Origin of the sequence: Streptomyces sp. NBC_01525 (assembly GCF_045040405.1) — a bacterium.
GTDB lineage: Bacteria > Actinomycetota > Actinomycetes > Streptomycetales > Streptomycetaceae > Streptomyces > Streptomyces benahoarensis.
The window spans coordinates 2,573,280-2,588,922 of sequence record NZ_CP109397.1 but is presented as its reverse complement, the minus strand read 5'-3'; the positions used below and the strand labels follow the sequence as shown (position 1 = coordinate 2,588,922).

Annotated in this window: 13 protein-coding genes and 1 pseudogene; 4 read left to right on the top strand and 10 right to left on the bottom strand. The window is 73.2% G+C overall.

Annotated features, from left to right (window positions below; all coding sequences use genetic code 11):
- Positions 1 to 107: 107 nt before the first annotated feature.
- Positions 108 to 662 (top strand): acyl-CoA thioesterase, encoded by a 555-nt coding sequence (locus tag OG422_RS11405; protein WP_143942604.1) that lies wholly within the window; start codon positions 108 to 110, stop codon positions 660 to 662.
- Here the strand turns inward: OG422_RS11405 and OG422_RS11400 are convergent.
- Genes OG422_RS11400 through OG422_RS11390 form a run of 3 tightly spaced genes read right to left on the bottom strand, consistent with a single transcriptional unit; the run spans position 613 to position 3,113 of the window.
- Complete coding sequence (locus tag OG422_RS11400; RefSeq protein WP_251077031.1) at positions 613 to 1,185, bottom strand: VanZ family protein; 573 nt, start codon at positions 1,183 to 1,185, stop codon at positions 613 to 615. The two genes, OG422_RS11405 and OG422_RS11400, sit on opposite strands and share 50 nt — an antisense overlap.
- A 48-nt stretch (positions 1,186 to 1,233) precedes the next feature.
- The gene (locus OG422_RS11395) at positions 1,234 to 1,650 is read right to left on the bottom strand and encodes a hypothetical protein (protein WP_405742443.1); all 417 of its coding nucleotides are present in this window, start codon (positions 1,648 to 1,650) and stop codon (positions 1,234 to 1,236) included.
- The gene (locus tag OG422_RS11390) at positions 1,647 to 3,113 is read right to left on the bottom strand and encodes an LCP family protein (protein ID WP_405742441.1); all 1,467 of its coding nucleotides are present in this window, start codon (positions 3,111 to 3,113) and stop codon (positions 1,647 to 1,649) included. The genes OG422_RS11395 and OG422_RS11390 overlap by 4 nt, the downstream gene beginning before the upstream one ends.
- Before the next feature lie 282 nt (positions 3,114 to 3,395).
- On the opposite strand from OG422_RS11390, the pseudogene OG422_RS11385 reads away from it, so the two are divergent.
- Positions 3,396 to 4,417 (top strand): annotated as a pseudogene (locus tag OG422_RS11385) (glycosyltransferase family 2 protein).
- A gap of 75 nt (positions 4,418 to 4,492) precedes the next feature.
- On the opposite strand, the gene OG422_RS11380 reads toward OG422_RS11385, so the two are convergent.
- The 4 genes from OG422_RS11380 to OG422_RS11365 all read right to left on the bottom strand — a co-directional run bounded on the left by OG422_RS11380 (position 4,493) and on the right by OG422_RS11365 (position 9,690).
- Entirely contained in the window at positions 4,493 to 6,280 is a 1,788-nt protein-coding gene (locus OG422_RS11380; protein ID WP_405742439.1) for an LCP family protein, read from the bottom strand.
- A 69-nt stretch (positions 6,281 to 6,349) separates the two neighbouring features.
- The gene (locus OG422_RS11375; RefSeq protein WP_405742437.1) at positions 6,350 to 8,086 is read right to left on the bottom strand and encodes an LCP family protein; all 1,737 of its coding nucleotides are present in this window, start codon (positions 8,084 to 8,086) and stop codon (positions 6,350 to 6,352) included.
- A 219-nt stretch (positions 8,087 to 8,305) separates the two neighbouring features.
- Entirely contained in the window at positions 8,306 to 8,788 is a 483-nt protein-coding gene (locus OG422_RS11370; protein ID WP_405742435.1) for a hypothetical protein, read from the bottom strand.
- 137 nt (positions 8,789 to 8,925) lie between these two features.
- Positions 8,926 to 9,690: a TIGR03089 family protein gene (locus tag OG422_RS11365; RefSeq protein WP_405742433.1), complete on the bottom strand. Its 765-nt coding sequence runs from the start codon at positions 9,688 to 9,690 to the stop codon at positions 8,926 to 8,928.
- A 429-nt stretch (positions 9,691 to 10,119) separates the two neighbouring features.
- Between OG422_RS11365 and OG422_RS11360 the strand changes: the two genes are divergently transcribed.
- Together OG422_RS11360 and OG422_RS11355 are read left to right on the top strand one after the other, a co-directional pair.
- Positions 10,120 to 11,202 carry a sugar phosphate nucleotidyltransferase gene (locus tag OG422_RS11360; RefSeq protein ID WP_405742431.1) on the top strand — a complete coding sequence of 361 codons (1,083 nt, stop codon included), beginning with the start codon at positions 10,120 to 10,122 and terminating at the stop codon, positions 11,200 to 11,202.
- Between the two features lie 140 nt (positions 11,203 to 11,342).
- Positions 11,343 to 12,248 (top strand): DNA-3-methyladenine glycosylase, encoded by a 906-nt coding sequence (locus OG422_RS11355; protein ID WP_143942372.1) that lies wholly within the window; start codon positions 11,343 to 11,345, stop codon positions 12,246 to 12,248.
- A gap of 124 nt (positions 12,249 to 12,372) precedes the next feature.
- Here OG422_RS11355 and OG422_RS11350 read toward each other — a convergent pair whose 3' ends face one another.
- From OG422_RS11350 to OG422_RS11340, 3 genes are read right to left on the bottom strand one after another with little or no spacing between them, the layout of a single operon-like run.
- On the bottom strand, positions 12,373 to 13,752 hold the full coding sequence (locus OG422_RS11350) for a coenzyme F420-0:L-glutamate ligase (RefSeq protein WP_405742429.1): 1,380 nt from the start codon (positions 13,750 to 13,752) through the stop codon (positions 12,373 to 12,375).
- Positions 13,749 to 14,738 (bottom strand): 2-phospho-L-lactate transferase, encoded by a 990-nt coding sequence (gene cofD / locus OG422_RS11345; protein ID WP_405742427.1) that lies wholly within the window; start codon positions 14,736 to 14,738, stop codon positions 13,749 to 13,751. Before cofD ends, OG422_RS11350 begins: the two co-directional genes overlap by 4 nt.
- 54 nt (positions 14,739 to 14,792) lie before the next feature.
- Positions 14,793 to 15,302 carry a cysteine dioxygenase gene (locus OG422_RS11340; RefSeq protein ID WP_405742425.1) on the bottom strand — a complete coding sequence of 170 codons (510 nt, stop codon included), beginning with the start codon at positions 15,300 to 15,302 and terminating at the stop codon, positions 14,793 to 14,795.
- Between the last annotated feature and the right edge of the window lie 341 nt (positions 15,303 to 15,643).

The window sequence follows — 15,643 nt, the reverse complement described above, 5'->3', positions numbered from 1 at the left end:
CGTGGCGGAGGAAAACCGCATGACGGACGCCCGCACCGGCGCGAGGCGGCGTTCGCAAGCTCGTCCGGCGGGCCGGGTTGCGCCCGGCACCGCTTAGGGTGGACGGCATGACCGAACCCGTGACCGACGGCGAGGAGGGTGCGCCCGCGGGCAAGCCCACCGCCGTCTCCCGCACCACCCTGTCGCACATCATGACCGCCGCGGACACCAACCTCCTCGGCACGGTGCACGGTGGCGTGATCATGAAACTGGTCGACGACGCGGCGGGCGCGGTCGCGGGACGGCATTCCGGCGGCCCCGCCGTCACCGCCTCCATGGACGAGATGGCCTTCCTGGAGCCGGTCCGGGTCGGCGACCTCGTCCATGTGAAGGCCCAGATCAACTGGACGGGCCGGTCCTCCATGGAGGTCGGCGTCCGCGTCCTCGCCGAGCGGTGGAACGAATCCACCCCGGCCACCCAGGTCGGCTCCGCCTACCTCGTCTTCGCCGCCGTCGACGCCGAGGGCAGGCCCCGCCCGGTGCCGCCGGTGATCGCCGAGACCGAGCGCGACCGGCGCCGCTACCAGGAGGCGCAGATCCGCCGCACGCACCGGCTCGCCCGGCGCCGCGCGATCATGGAGCTGCGCGCGCGGCACGCCGCCGAGGGCCGCGCCGACGCATGACGGCGGCGGCCGACCGGGCCAGCGCCGCCACCCCCAGGCCCAGTCCCGTCCCGGCCGCCCCGCACAGCACATCGTTCACGTCCGCGATCCGGCCCGCCCGCATCACCGCCTGCGCCGCCTCGACCGCCACGCACAGCGCCACCCCCGGCAGGAACACCCCCGCCGCCGACCGCCGCGGCGCCGCACATCGCAGCAGCAGCGCCACCGGTAGATACAGCGCCGCGACCGCCAGCTGCTCGCGGACCAGTACCGGCACCTCGTCCGGCGGCAGCGGCGCCCCCGGGTCGAACAGCCCCTCGCCGGGCAGCCACCACACCGTCGCATCGCCCGAACCGACCGGCTGCACCGGCGCCAGCGTCACGACCAGCAGCAGCGCCAGCCACCCGGCCAGCAGTACCCCGGCCGTCCGGCGCGGCCACGGGTCCGCCGGGTCGCGGCCCTCCCACAGCGCCAGCCCGGTGCCCAGGGCCGACGCCCCCAGCAGGGAGAGCGTCACCGTCGCGGGCGTGATGCCCCAGACCATCTGCCACACGATGCGACCCTCCGGAACCCGCCGCCGCCGACCCCCGGGTCAGCCGCAGCTCCATTTGGTGACGTAGACCCGCTCCCCGTGCTCCATCACGCCGCGGATGCACTCCCCGGCCGTCATCCCCACCCGGCCGCGCAGCGTCGCCGCGCCGCCGGACGTCCGTACGGTGCCGAACCACCCGGGGAACGCAGTGATCCGGGAGTCCTTGCGCTGGTAGCCCAGGCGCACGGTGACCTCGCCGGGACCGGCCGCGCGGTGGCGCCGGTAGCGCGCGGTGTAGGCGCCCGGGTGGCCCACCGGGCCGCCCAGACACAGCAGCCCGCCCGTCGGTCCGCCGCAGCCGACCGGCGCCGCCGGAGCCGGCGGGGCGGCCGCCGCGGTCGCCGCCACCAGGCACAGCGCGGCCGCCAGGCCCGCCCGCCGGGCGTACGGGCGGCGCGGCCGCGTCGGACCGGTCATGGGCACCCGGCCTCGTCGCCGGTGACCGCCGCGATGCCCGGGGTGCCGGGCGCCGGTTCCTCGGCCCGCACCGGATGCACCCCGGCGTGGTCCTGCCCGACCGTGACCCGCAGCACCGGACCCTGCCCCGCGACCTTGTGCAGCTCGGCGCCGGGCAGCGCCGCGGCCAGGGTCCGCGCCGAGCGGTCCCAGCGCGGGTCGTACGCGAGGACCGTCGTGGCGTGCGGCCCGCCCGGCGCGTCCCCGGGGACGCCCGCCGCGACGAATCCGGCCGCGCCCAGCGCCTTGGAGACGGTCTTGCCCAGGCCAGGCCGGTCGGTGCCGTTGTCGACATGGACCCGGATCTGCTCCGGCGGGACGTCCACGACCGTCGGGCGGGGCCCGTGCGCCGCCTTCTTCGGTTCAGCGAGCGGCTTGTCGTCCCGCAGCGCCTGGAAGACCTGCTCGGCGGCGACCGGATCCCAGCGCACCGTCGTCCCGCCGCCCGGCAGCCGCACCCCCTCCCCGGCGAGCGGCACCGACAGGAACTCCGACGACGCCGGGGTGAAGCCGCGCATCGCCTGCCCCAGATCGACCATGTCGTCGGCGGTGAACCCGGAGTCGGCGCGGACCGACGTCAGCATCGCGCCCGCGACCTGCCGGAACCGCACCGGGTTCATCAGCACCCCCGACGAGGTCACCTTGTGGATCAGCGACGCCAGGAACCGCTGCTGGCGCTGCATCCGGCCGAGGTCCGCGGAGCCGTCGATATGCCGGGAGCGGACGTACTGGAGGGCCTGCCCGCCGTTGAGCGTCGCCTTCCCGGCGGGCAGATCGAGGCCGCTGTAGCGGTCCTTCAGCGGCCGTACGGTGCAGATGTCCACCCCGCCGACGGCGTCCACGCTGCGCATGAAGCTGGTGAAGTCGACCTCCAGGTAGTGGTCGATGTGCACACCCGTCATGTGCTCGACGGTGCGGACCGTCAGCCCCGGCCCGCCCTCGGCGTACGCCGCGTTCAGCTTGACGGCGTGCCGGGGCCGCGTCCGCCCGGTCGCGGCGTCCTTGTGGGCGGGGATCTCGGCGTACGAGTCGCGCGGCAGGCTGACGACGCTGGCGTGGTCCCGCCCGGCGGACAGGTGCACCAGCATCAGGGTGTCGGTGCAGTGACAGGGCGCGCCGCCCAGGTGGTACTTCCGCTTCTCCGCGGGCGTGATCTTGTCCCGGCCGTCGGTGCCGACGACGAGGAAGTTCAGCCCGTCGCCGCCGGTGGGCCGGTCCCGCTCCTGCATCCCCTGGAACGGGTGGACCCGTCCGATACCGTCCTCCACGCCGGTGACCATGGCGTGCCCGACGCCGCTCGCGGTCATCAGCAGCACCGAGACGGTGGTGGCGATCCGCAGCCCCCAGCGCTTGCGCGGTGAGCGCCCGCGGTCCCGGGCGGTGCGGCGCGCTGCGGAACGGGCGGGGCGGGACGGAATGGTCAACGGGGGACACCTCCGCGGCGGAACGGTTGCGAGCGGCGGCCGTCCGCCGCGGCCCCGCCACGGCGGACGGGGCGGGGCGATCCGGCGGTAACAGCGGGAACACAGTAAGTCGATACGATCTACTGCAAAGTGCCACACGCCGGGCCCCGGCCGCCCCACCACCCGCCTGCCGTCCGTCGCCGTCCCCCATAAGCGGTAACGTGAGCCGGGATATCGCACTCTCCCGGCGAGCGCTGCCGTCCGCGATGGCGACTCCGCCGCGGGCCGTCCCCCCGAGGAACCATGCCCCAGCAGCAGCCCCCGGCCGTCTCCGTGATCATGCCGGTGCTCAATGAGGAACGTCATCTGCGCAACTCGGTCCGGCACATCCTGGAGCAGGAGTACGCCGGCGAGATGGAGGTGGTGATCGCCCTCGGCCCGTCCACGGACCGGACCGACGAGATCGCCGCCGAGCTGGTCGCGGAGGACCCCCGGGTGCACACCGTGCCCAACCCCACGGGCCGCACCCCCGCCGCGCTGAACGCCGCGATCAAGGCGTCGCGCCACCCGGTCGTGGTCCGCGTCGACGGCCACGGCATGCTCTCGCCGAACTACATCGCCACCGCCGTTCGGCTCCTGGAGGAGACCGGCGCGCAGAACGTCGGCGGCATCATGCACGCCGAGGGCGAGAACGCCTGGGAGGACGCGGTCGCCGCCGCGATGACCTCGAAGATCGGCGTCGGCAACGCCGCCTTCCACACCGGCGGCCAGGCCGGCCCCGCCGAGACCGTCTACCTCGGCGTCTTCCGCCGCGAGGCGCTGGAGCAACAGGGCGGCTACAACGAGGAGTTCATCCGCGCCCAGGACTGGGAGCTGAACTACCGCATCCGCGAGGCCGGCGGCGGCGTGTGGTTCTCGCCCGAGCTGAAGGTGCAGTACCGCCCCCGGCCCAGCATCAAGGCGCTGGCCAAGCAGTACAAGGACTACGGCAAGTGGCGGCACGTCGTCGCGCGCTACCACTCCGGCTCGATCAACCTGCGCTACCTCGCCCCGCCGACCGCGGTCTGCGCCCTCGCCGCCGGTGTCGTCGTCGGCGTCGCCGTCACCCCTGGGGCTTCGTCGTCCCGGCCGGATACCTGGCGGCCATCGCGGCGGGTTCCGTCCCGGCGGGCAAGGGCCTGCCGCTGAAGGCGCGCGCGCAGATACCGGTCGCGCTGGCCACCATGCACATGGCCTGGGGCGTCGGCTTCCTCACCAGCCCCCGGTCGCTGGCGCGGAAGGTCATCGCCAGCCGCCGCCCGGCGGTGAAGACCGCGACGCCGTAACCGTACGGAGGCGATGTACGCGAGAGGGGCGGGCCACGGCGGCCCGCCCCTCTCGCGTGTGCGCCCGTGGCGGCGTCAGAAGGTGTACTGCGGATTGACCTTCATGCAGGCCTTGTTGTCCTCGCCGTTGAGCGTGCTGTCGTTCTCCGGCGCCTTGCCGGAGTCGTCGCCGCCCCCGGCGGGCTTCGGGTAGACGGTGCCGGTGCGCCAGTCGTTGCCGACGATCAGCCGCAGCCCCTCGGCCGAACCGCTCTCCCGCACGGCGCTCGTGGGCAGCCCGAGCGCCTTCGCCAGCGCCAGCGCATCGCCGCGCAGCTTCTTGTCGCTGTACTCGACCGTGGTGTCCGCCTGGCTGATCAGCGTGGAGTCGGTGCCCGCAGCGGTGTAGCCGAGCTGCGCCAGCCGCTGCTGGACGGTGCCGGCACGGCCGGGGGCCGGGCCGGAGACGGTGCTCTGGGTGCCGTTCTGGACGACGACGTGCAGCTGGTCCTTGGACACCGACGGCTTCGGGTCCGGCGCTTTCTTCTTCTTGCCGGTGTCCTTGCCGTCCAGCCCGGTGTCGTTGCGCAGCAGCGCGAAGGTCTGCTCCGCCTCGACCGGCTTCGGGATCACGTACTTCTCACCGGGGCCGTACTCCCACGGCATGGTGATCATCGTGATCCGCTTGGTGGGCACCTCCCGGAGCTGGCCCGCCAGGTCGTAGAGCTTCATCGGGGTGCCCAGGTCGTCGTCGACGGTGAGCGCCTTGGTCGCGGCCTCGGCGAGGTCGCGGAGTTTGCCCGGGTCGGTGAGCTTGGTGCCCGCCTTGAGCTGACGGACCATCGAGTTCATGTACATGTGCTGGGCCTTGGCCCGCGCGATGTCGGTGTTGTCCTCGAAGCCGTAGCGGGTCCGCAGCCACTGGAGCGCCTGGACGCCCTTGACGGAGTGGGTGCCCTTGGTGAGCTTCAGCCCGCTGCCGTGGCCGTCGCTGCGGTTGTGCGAGTAGATGTTGTTGTCCACGCAGACGGGGACGCCGCCGATGGCGTCGGCCATGTCCACCACACCGGAGAAGTCGACCATCATGAAGTGGTCGATGTAGACGCCGGTCAGCTCTTTCCAGGTGGCGACGGTGCAGCCCGGACCGCCGCGCTGGAGCGACTGGTTGATGGCCGCGGTGATCTGCGGGTAGACCGTGCCGTCGTCCGGGGCGGTGCACTTGGGGATCGTGACGCGGGTGTCGCGGGGGATCGACATCACCGACATGTTGCTGCGGTCCGCCGAGACGTGCAGCAGCATCTGGACGTCGCCCAGCGGCTTGCGGTCCCGGTCCTCTGCGGCGCCGCCCAACTCGATGTTCTTGTTGTTGTTCCGGCCGTCGGAGCCGATCAGCAGGATGTTCAGCGGCGTCTGTCCGAACGCGTTGGGCTCCGGCTTGCGCAGACCGCCCTCGCCGAGATCCAGCTTGCCCTTGCGGAGGTTGGAGTTGAGGTGCTCGTAGTAGAGGTATCCCGCCCCGGCGCCGCCGACCAGCAGGAAGCCCAGGCCCAGCGCGGTCCAGCGCAGCACGCGGCCCTTGCGGCGTCGCCGTCGGCCGCCGTGCGCCGCGGCGTCGCCGCCTTTACGCCGACCGCCGCCGCGTCCCCCCTTGCCGCCTCTGGCGGTCTTGCCGTCGCTCCTGCCGGTGGTCTTGTCGCTGTTGCCGTCGCCGGCGCCGTCCGCGGATACGGCGTCGGCGACGGGTATCCGGTCGGGGGCGTCCGGCGGCGGTCCGGCGTCCTTGTAGAGGCTGTCGTCCCAGCCCAACTGATCTGCGTCCGGCTGCTGCTGTGTTCCGGACCGGCGTCGGCGCGGTCGCTCGCCGCGCACACTGCTCTGCCGCATCGGGCTCTCTCCCCGGGTCGGTAAATGGTGCGCTCGGCGCCTGTGCGGGGCGGCCGCGGCTCGTTCAGGTCACTTGGCGCAGATGCTCTTGTCATCTGCATTGACGTTCTGGACACCGTCCGGGGTTTCGGTCGGCGCCTCAATAGGGGTTCCGGGGGCGGTGAAGTCCTTGCCGAGGGTCAGCTTCATCGGCACCCGGTCCCCGGCGTCCGCGGTGGACTCCTTGAGCGCGCGCTTCGGCAGACCCAGCCAGTCCGCCAACGTGGCGGCCTGGTCAGCCTGGTTGGGTGCGTACTCAAGGCGGGTGGTGGCCAACTTCGCCGGGGCGTTGCCCGTGTTGGTGGAGAGCTTGGCGGCCTTGGTGTTCTGCAGCCAGTCCACGGTCTCCTGCGCCGCGCCCAGCGGCCCGCCGCCGTTGGTGACGTCGACGCGGACCAGCTCCGGCGGCGCCTTCTTCACCGGTGCCTTCTTCTTCCCCTTCCCCTTGCCCTTCTTCGCGAGCATGTGGTCGGCCTGGACCATCTTGAACAGCGGTTCGGCCTTGCTCTTGTCGAGTATGACGGTGGCGGCGTCCTGTGGGTTGTCCAGGACGGGCACGGTGGCGAAGGTAATTTTGTCGATGTCGACCTGCTTGAGGTCGTTGCCCAGCTCGACCAGCTTCTTCGCGCTGCCGATTCCGGTGTCGACGGTCAGCGCCTTGGTCGCCGCCTGGCTGATGTCGTAGAGCTTGGACGGGCTGCTGAACGCGTCCGACTTGATCTTGCGGATCATCGAGCTGAGGAACTGCTGCTGCAGCTCGATACGGCTGAGGTCGCTGCCGAAGCCGACGGTGTGCCGGGTGCGGACGAACGCCAGCGCCTGCTCGCCCTTGACGATGTGCCGCCCGGCCTTCAACTTCAGGTGCGACTTGGGGTCGTTGATGTCCTTCGCGGCGCAGACCTCCACGCCGTTGACCGCCTCGGACAGCTGCTTGACGGCGTTGAAGTCGGCCATCATGAAGTGATTGACCTTCAGGCCGGTCAGCTTCTCGACGGTCCGCCAGGTGCAGCCGGGGTCCCGGCCCTCCTGCCCCAGGCTGGTGTTGAACCGCACGTTGCTCTCACCGGGGATCGTCTTCGTCGAGCCGTCCTTCTGCTTCGTGGGGCAGGGCGGGATCGAGGTGATCATGTCGCGCGGAATGCTCAACGCGGTCGCGTTCGTACGGTCCTTGGAGACATGCATCAGGATCGTGGTGTCCGCGTGCCCGACGCTCCCGGTGTCGCCGTAGCCCTCGTTGCCCTTACCGGAGCGGGCGTCGGTGCCGATGATGAGGATGTTCACCGGGCCGTCGGAGACCGCGTCGTTCTCGATGCCGACGTCGACCTTGGCGATGTTGCCGTTGAGCTGCTGGTAGAGGAAGAACACCCCGCCGCCGCCCGCCAGCACCACGAAGCCGATCACGCCGGACGTCCACAGGAGGGCCTTCTTCTTCCCGGACTTCTTCGGCTTGGGCTTGCGGCGGCCGGACGCCGCGGCGGTACCGGCGCGGGCGGCCTTGCGGGCGGCGGCGCGGCCACCGGGGCGCGGTGCGTCGTCCGGGGAGGCGGCGGCGCCACGGTGGTTGCGTTGCGTGGGCAGTTCGCGGGTGTCGGTGTCGCTCTGCGGGGCGGCGGGGGCGCGCCGGGAGCGTCTGGGTGCGGGATCCGGCGCTGCCGGTTCGGGTGCGGCATCGAGCCGCAGCTCGTACTTACCGGTGCTGGGGTTGAGTACCCACTGGTCGGCGGGGTCGACGTTGTCCCCCGCCCGCCCACGGCCTTGCGCGTCCACGGTGCCCTGCATCCTCCGTCGGTGCCACGCGGCGCCTCCCCTCGGGCGCACGGTCGGACCTGTGTTTCACGTTCGTTCGTCCGGCTGGTCTGCGGACCGGATCACTCACACTATCCGTCCAGTTCGGCGTGGAACGCCGCCCGTGACACATTCCACTTCCCTACAACTGGGCAATCCGCCCAATCCATTCGACTCGTTGGCAGTACCTTTGCGGCATTTTTATTCGCAGATCCCGCGTTCTGCGGTGGCTGCGGGAATGGGCGGCCGCGAAGACGTCGGCGGCGCAGGGGAACTGGCCGTCCTCTCACCGGAGGATGCCCTATCCGAGGCGTTCGGTGAAGGGGTGGGACCGGAATCGCCGGAGCCGCCCGTGCTGCCGGGCGCGGGGGCGGCGGGCACCGGAAGGTCCCGGGCCGGCTTACGGAAGAGCTGGTCGGCGGCGGGTTGCGTCAGCTGGTCGCGAGGGGCGTCGTAGCGGTACTCGGTGCGCGGCACGGTCATGAACTGCACGTGTCCGGTGGGAATGGAGCGCATGCTGCGGACCAATTCGTGGAGACCGGTGAGGGAAGCGAGTCCCTTGCCGGTGGTGAGGGAACTCGTCGCGGCGTCCGGCAACGGATAGAGCCGGGCCGGATTGAGCAGCACACCATTGCTCTGCACTTTCTTCACGAGAGCGTCAAGGAACTGCTGTTGGCGTTCCATACGCTGCGTGCCACTTCCGTTACCGAGGCTCTTGCGAGCGCGCACAAATCCAGGGCCTCTTCGCCGGGCAGGGTCTGCCGCCCGGGGGCGCGCGGGGCGTGCGGAGGTGCGCGGCGGGGTGCGCTCCGGCGCGTGGTTCAGAGAGCGGCGGACGGTGCCTGGAAGGTGACCTGCTCGCTCTGCACCCGGGCCACCGCGGCGGGCTCGTCCAGTCGCTCCGCATGGCGGCACAGCACCACCGAGCCGCCGGTGGCCAGCGGTGCGTACAGCCCGTAGGACAGGCCCGGCCAGCCGTCGTACGCGAGGCCCGACAGCACCCGGGGCGCGGGCGGCATCCCGGCGGCGCGGGCGTCGGCCAGCGCACGGTCCACGACCTCGGCGCCGGTCAGCTCCTCACCGTCCACGGACAGCGCCGGGTCGGACGCGGCCACCGGGGCGAACGGCGCGAAGCGGTCGCCCTGGGAGGGCACTTCCACCGCGTAGTCGGCGAACCCCTGCGGGGCCTGGGGGAACCGGCCGCCCAGGGGCCGCAGGGCCAGCGCCACCCGCTCGCCGGTGCAGGCGCGGGCGGTCTCCAGCCGGTCCGGGCCGCTGACCACCACATCGGCGGCGGCCGGATCGCCGTCGACATCGGCCAGCACCCCTACGGACGAGGCGGCCACCAGCCACACCGCGGTCTGCCAGTGGGCGGGCAGCAGCAGCGCGAGACGGTCGCCCGGCCCGGCGGCCAGATCGCCCTGGAGGTAGTTGGCGGTCTTCGCCACCCAGTTGGCGAAGGTCGCGACGGACAGCTCCACGCGCTCACCGGTGGCGTCGTCGTAGAAGGTCACGAGGGGGCGGGCGGGATCCGCGGCGAGCGCGGAACGCAGCAGGCCGGCGGGGGTGCGGTCGGTGGCGTTCACGGTCGCAGGGTACGGGACCTGCACGGGTGGGGCCCGGTCCCTTACGGGCGGGGTCTGGTCCCGTACGGGGCGGGGCGTGAACCCGTAGGGGCGGGGGAGCGGTCCCGTAAGGGTGGAGCTGTGGGCCCGTAGAGGACGGACCGTCACCCCGTACGGGTCGGACATCGACCTGTCCCGGGTGCCCGACGTGGCGTCAGCCGGGCGGGGCGCGGTGCTGGTGACGGAGTTCCGGCCGGAAGCGGGCGCCGGGCACCGGGCGTGAGGCGGGGGAGCGGGGCCGGGCGGGGCCGTCCGGCCGCCGCACCGGTGGCGCCGCGCCCGGTAACACCGCACGTCACCCGGTACGCCGCCCCCGGGCCGGGCCGCGAAACCGTCTGCCTACACTGGTCGGCCGATCGGCCGACCCCAGCAGGAAGCAGAGACGACAAGGTGACTGAAGCGATCCTCCTGGTCGGCGGCAAGGGCACGAGGTTGCGCCCGCTGACGGTGCATACGCCCAAACCGATGGTGCCGGCGGCCGGTGTGCCGTTCCTGACCCACCAGTTGGCGCGGGCCCGCGCCGCGGGCGTCGAACACATCGTCCTCGCCACGTCCTACCTCGCCGAGGTCTTCGAACCGCACTTCGGCGACGGCTCCGACCTGGGCCTGCACCTGGAGTACGTGACGGAGGAGGAGCCGCTGGGCACCGGCGGCGCGATCCGTAACGTCGCCTCCCGGCTGCACTCCGCCCCGGGCGACCCGGTCCTCATCTTCAACGGCGACATCCTCACCGGGCTCGACATCCCGGCCCTCGTCGACACCCACCGCACCAGCGGCGCCGATGTCTCGCTGCACCTGTCGCGGGTCGAGGACCCGCGCGCCTACGGGCTGGTGCCCACCGACGACTCCGGCCGCGTCACCGCCTTCCTGGAGAAGCCGCAGACGCCGGAGGAGATCGTCACCGACCAGATCAACGCCGGGGCGTACGTCTTCAACCGCTCGGTCATCGACACCATCCCGGCGGACCGCCCGGTCTCCGTCGAGCGCGAGACCTTCCCCGGTCTGCTCGCCGACGGCGCCCACCTCCAGGGCATGGTGGACTCCACCTACTGGCTCGACCTGGGCACCCCGCAGGCGTTCGTCCGCGGCTCCGCCGACCTCGTCCTGGGCCGCGCGCCGTCCCCGGCGGTGCCCGGCCGGTGCGGTGATCACCTGGTCCTGGACACGGCACAGGTCGCCGCGGACGCCAAGCTGACCGGCGGCACGGTCGCCGGGCCCGGCAGCCGGATCGGCGCCGGGGCCCGGGTCGAGGGCAGCACGGTGCTCCGGGACGCGGTGATCGAGGAGGGCGCGGTGGTCCGCTCCTCCCTGATCGGCGCGGGCGCCCGGATCGGCGCCCGTACCGTCCTGGACGGCGCGGTCATCGGCGACGGCGCGGTCATCGGCGCCGACAACGAACTCCGCGACGGCATCCGCGTCTGGTGCGACGCCCACCTTCCGGACGGGTCGGTGCGGTTCTCCTCGGACCAGTAGGGGTTCTCCCAGGACCAGTAGGGGACGGGGCTGGGCCTGCAGGGGGTCGGGCTCGGTCCCGTAGGGCATCGACCCGGTCCCGTTGGGCTGCCCACATCACTCCCGCCCCCTCCGACACCCCTATCGCCTACCCTGACGAGATGCCCACCCGTACCTGGGTGCCGCCCGGCCCCTACGATCTGCACCGCACGCTCTGCGTGCTGGGGCGGGGGCCCGGTGATCCCGCGTTCGCGGTACGTGGGGGCGAGATCTGGCGGGCCAGCCGCACCCCGCAGGGCCCCGGCACGCTGCGGCTGGCGGCCCGGCCCGCCGACGGTGCCGTCGCGGCCGAGGCGTGGGGGCCCGGCGCCGACTGGCTGCTGGAGCGGCTGCCCGAACTGCTCGGCGCCGCCGACGACCCGGAGGCGTTCACCCCGCGCCACCGCCTCGTCCACGCCTCTCACCGCCGCCACCGCGGCGTCCGTCTGGCCCGCACCGGACTGGTCCTGGAGTCGCTGATCCCGTCCGTCCTGGAGCAGAAGGTCACCAGCGACGAGGCGTACCGCGCCTGGCGGCTGCTGCTCCAGCGGCACGGCGAGCCCGCCCCCGGCCCCTGGGACCGGCTGCGGGTCATGCCCGATCCGCGCGGCTGGGCCCTGATCCCGTCCTGGGAGTGGCACCGCGCGGGCGTCGACGCCAAGCGCTCCGGCACGATCGTGCGCGCGGCGCGGGCCGCCCGGCGCCTGGAGGAGGCCGCCGCGATGGATCTCGCCGATGCCACCCGCAGGCTCCGCGCGGTCTCCGGCATCGGCCCGTGGACGGCCGCCGAAACGCTCCAGCGCGTCCTCGGCGCCCCGGACGCCCTCACCCTCGGCGATCTCCATCTGCCGAAGATCATCGGCTATGCGCTCACCGGCCGCCGCGCCACCACCGACGCGGAGATGCTCGGCCTCCTCGCGCCGTACGAGGGCCAGCGGCACCGCGCGGCCCGGCTGATCCTGCTCTCCGGCACGGTCCCGCCGCGCCGCGCCCCGCGCTTCCCCGTGGGCGACATCGCCCGCCTGTGACCGCCAGGCGGCGCCACCCACGCACCGCCCGGGGGCGCCACAGGTCCGCCGCCCGGACCCGTACGGGCCGCCCTCGAACCCGTACGGGCCAACGGCGAACCCGTAGGGGCCGACCGCGATCCCGTCACCGCACCTCGATGAAATCCGCTCCGTCCCGCACCGGGCGCTCCCTCGGCGGCGCCGCGGGCCGTCCGATCGCCACCGCGCCCATCGGGTCCCAGTCGCCGGGCAGTTCCAGGACCTCGCGGACCACGTTGCGGCAGAACATCGTCGACGAGACCCAGGCCGAGCCCAGCCGCTCCCCGGCCAGGGCGACCAGGAAGTTCTGGATACCGGCACCGTTCGCGACGACGAACATCTCGCGCTCCGCCGCCGCCCGCCGGGCGTCCGGGTAGGCGTGTGCCCCGTCCGCCACCAGGCACGGCACCGCCAGATACGGCGCGTTCCGCAGGACGTCGCCGCGGCGCAGGCGGCGGGCGACGGACTCCTCGGAGAAACCGTCGGCCCGCAGGTCCGCGGCCCAGGCGTCCCGCATCGCGTCCAGCAGCCGGGTCCGGGCCTCCGGCGACTCCAGCAGGACGAACCGCCACGGCGTGGTGTGGTGCGGCGCCGGGGCGGTCAGCGCCGCCGCGACCGCCCGGCGCACCGCGCCGCCGTCCACCGGATCGTCGGTGAACTCGCGGACCGTGCGCCGCAGCGTCACCGCCTCCCGCACCGCCTCGGACGTGCCGAGCCGGAACATGTCGTCGGCGCCGTCCCGCACCAGCGCCCGCGCGCCCACATCGTCCGTGCCGTCCGCCGAGTCCGGGTCCGTCGCGGCCGGCCGCGTCATGACGTGTGGCAACCCCCGCACCACCGCGACCGGCAGCGCCGCCGCCTTGCCCTTCACCAGGTCGCCCGCGGCGGCGAGTTCGTCGGCGGTGGCCACCACCGTCGCACTGAGCGGATTGCCGTACGCGTCGGTGCCGCCCCGCAGATCGTCCAGGACGCGGACGCCCGCGGCGCCGATGGCCACATCCGTCAGGCCCGCGCGCCACGGCCGCCCGAAGGTGTCGCTGATGACGACGCCGACATCGACACCGAGCGCCGTCCGCAACCCGGCGCGGAGCGCGCGGGCCGAGGCGTCCGGGTCCTCGGGCAGCAACAGCACCGTCCCGTAAGGGGTGTTGGAGGCATCGACCCCGGCGGCGGCCATGATCAGGCCCTGCCGGTTCTGCACGATGCGCAGCGCGCCGCGGCGCGCCACCACGCGGACCGTCTCCCGGTCGATGGCCTCCTCGCGGTCGGTGGCCTCGACGATCCGGCCCTCGGCCTTACTGACGATCTTCGAGGTGACGAGCAGGACGTCGCCGTCGGCGAGCCCGGGCAGCCCGCCGGCGGTCGCGGCGGCCGCGATGAGCTTCACCAGGTCGTCGCCGGGGCGCACCTCCGGGATTCCGGGCAGCGCCCAGACGCGGTAGCCGGGGCCGGTCCCCTCGATGCCGGTGTCGATGTCGGTGCTCATGCCCGTACCTCCCCGGCGAGCGTCAGCGCCACGCGGGCCATGGCGGCCGTGGCGTCGAGGTCCGTCATCATCAGCGGCACCGCCCGGCAGCGGATCCCCGCGGCCTCGACATCGGCGACCGCGGCGGCGTCCACCTCGTCGACCAGCCAGCCGTCCAGCAGCCCGGCGGGCCCGTCGTCCGCCGCCGCGCGGCCCTTCGCGCCGTAGTGCCGGGCGACCGCGGCGGCGGTGGCCTCGACGCCGACGGCGGCCAGCACCTTGTCGGCCATCCCGCGCACCGGCGCGCCCCCGACGATGGGGGAGAGGCCGATCACCGGGGAGTCCGCCGCCGCGACGGCGTCCCAGATACCGGGCACCGCGAGGATCGTGCCGACGCTCACCACCGGGTTGGACGGCGGGAAGAGGATGACGTCCGCCGCGGCGATCGCCTCCAGCACGCCGGGCGCCGGGACGGACTGTTCGGCGCCGACCGGCACCACCGCGTGCGCGTCCACCGAGGCGCGCATCCGCACCCAGTACTCCTGGAAGTGGATCGCCCGCCGCTCCCCGCCCTCACCGATGGCGACGTGCGTCTCGACGCGGTCGTCGGTCATCGGCAGCAGCCGGACGCCGGGCCGCCAGCGGTCGCACAGCGCCTCGGTGACGGCGCTGAGCGGAAATCCGGCGCCCAGCATCTGGGTCCGTACGAGGTGGGTGGCGACGTCCCGGTCGCCCAGCCCGAACCAGTCGGGCCCCACGCCGTAAGCCGCCAACTCCTCCTTCACCCGGAAGGATTCGTCGTCGCGGCCCCAGCCCTTCTCCTCGTCGATGCCGCCGCCGAGGGTGTACATCACGGTGTCGAGGTCGGGACAGACCTTGAGCCCGAAGAGATGGATGTCGTCGCCGGTGTTGCCGATGACGGTGATCTCCGCCTCCGGCTGAGCTGCCTTCAGTCCCCGCAGGAAGCGGGCGCCGCCGATACCGCCGGCCAGAACCACAATGCGCATGCCCCCAGTCTGGCAGCCGCGCGGAACCGCCCGGCTGCCGCCGTCGAGGGTCCGTCAGTGCGCGGCGGCCTCGGCGGCGACGGCGTGCTGCGAGGGGTGCATCGGCATCTCCGTCAGCCCGGGGAAGTAGAGGTGCAGGCTGACCGCCGGTGTCAGTGCGTCGTTGACGACCTCGTGGACGTACCCCGGCGCGAAGACCCGCTGCGCACCGGGGCGCAGCGCATGCCGCACCTCGCCGCCGCCGGACGTCGCGTGCTCCGTCAACTCCCCTTCCAGCATGGTCAGTACGCCGGACGAGCGCCCGTGGTCGTGGCGGCCGCTGCCCTGCCCGGGCAGCCAGCTCAGCAGCCACACCTCGTACCCGGCCGACGGGACCGAGCGCAGCCGCTGGTACCAGCGGGTGGTGGCGTCGTAGCGGACCAGCGGGGCCCAGGCGGAGCGGTCGGCGGCGAGGGAGCGGGCCAGTCCGGCGAATCCGGCGACGGTGGAGGGGTGTGCGGGGACGGGCGGCAGGAGGTGGGCGACGGAGAGCAGGTCACCGGCGATCTGGACATCGCTGTTCATGTGCTTCGGTTCCTCGGCGAATGAGCAGGAATCGGGGAAGGGCGCGAACGGGGTGCGGCACCGTGCGGTGGTCTCCCGGTGGGGGCACCGTGCGGGCGCGTGGAGCGGAGCGCTGCGGGGGTGGTGCGGCGGAGAAGGCTGGAGCTCAGTGGCTTCAACAGCTGGAACAGCGACAGCGAGCGTGCGCAGCGCGCAGCGACCCGTGGAAACGGGTCGTGCGGGGTGCGGAGGTCGCTGGCATGGGACCAAGGAGAACGGTTCGCGTCCGTGATGTCAACCGGACGCCTGCCGCGGCGGTGGGGCTTCACCCCATCCGGTCGGACCGTCCGGCGAAAGGTTTG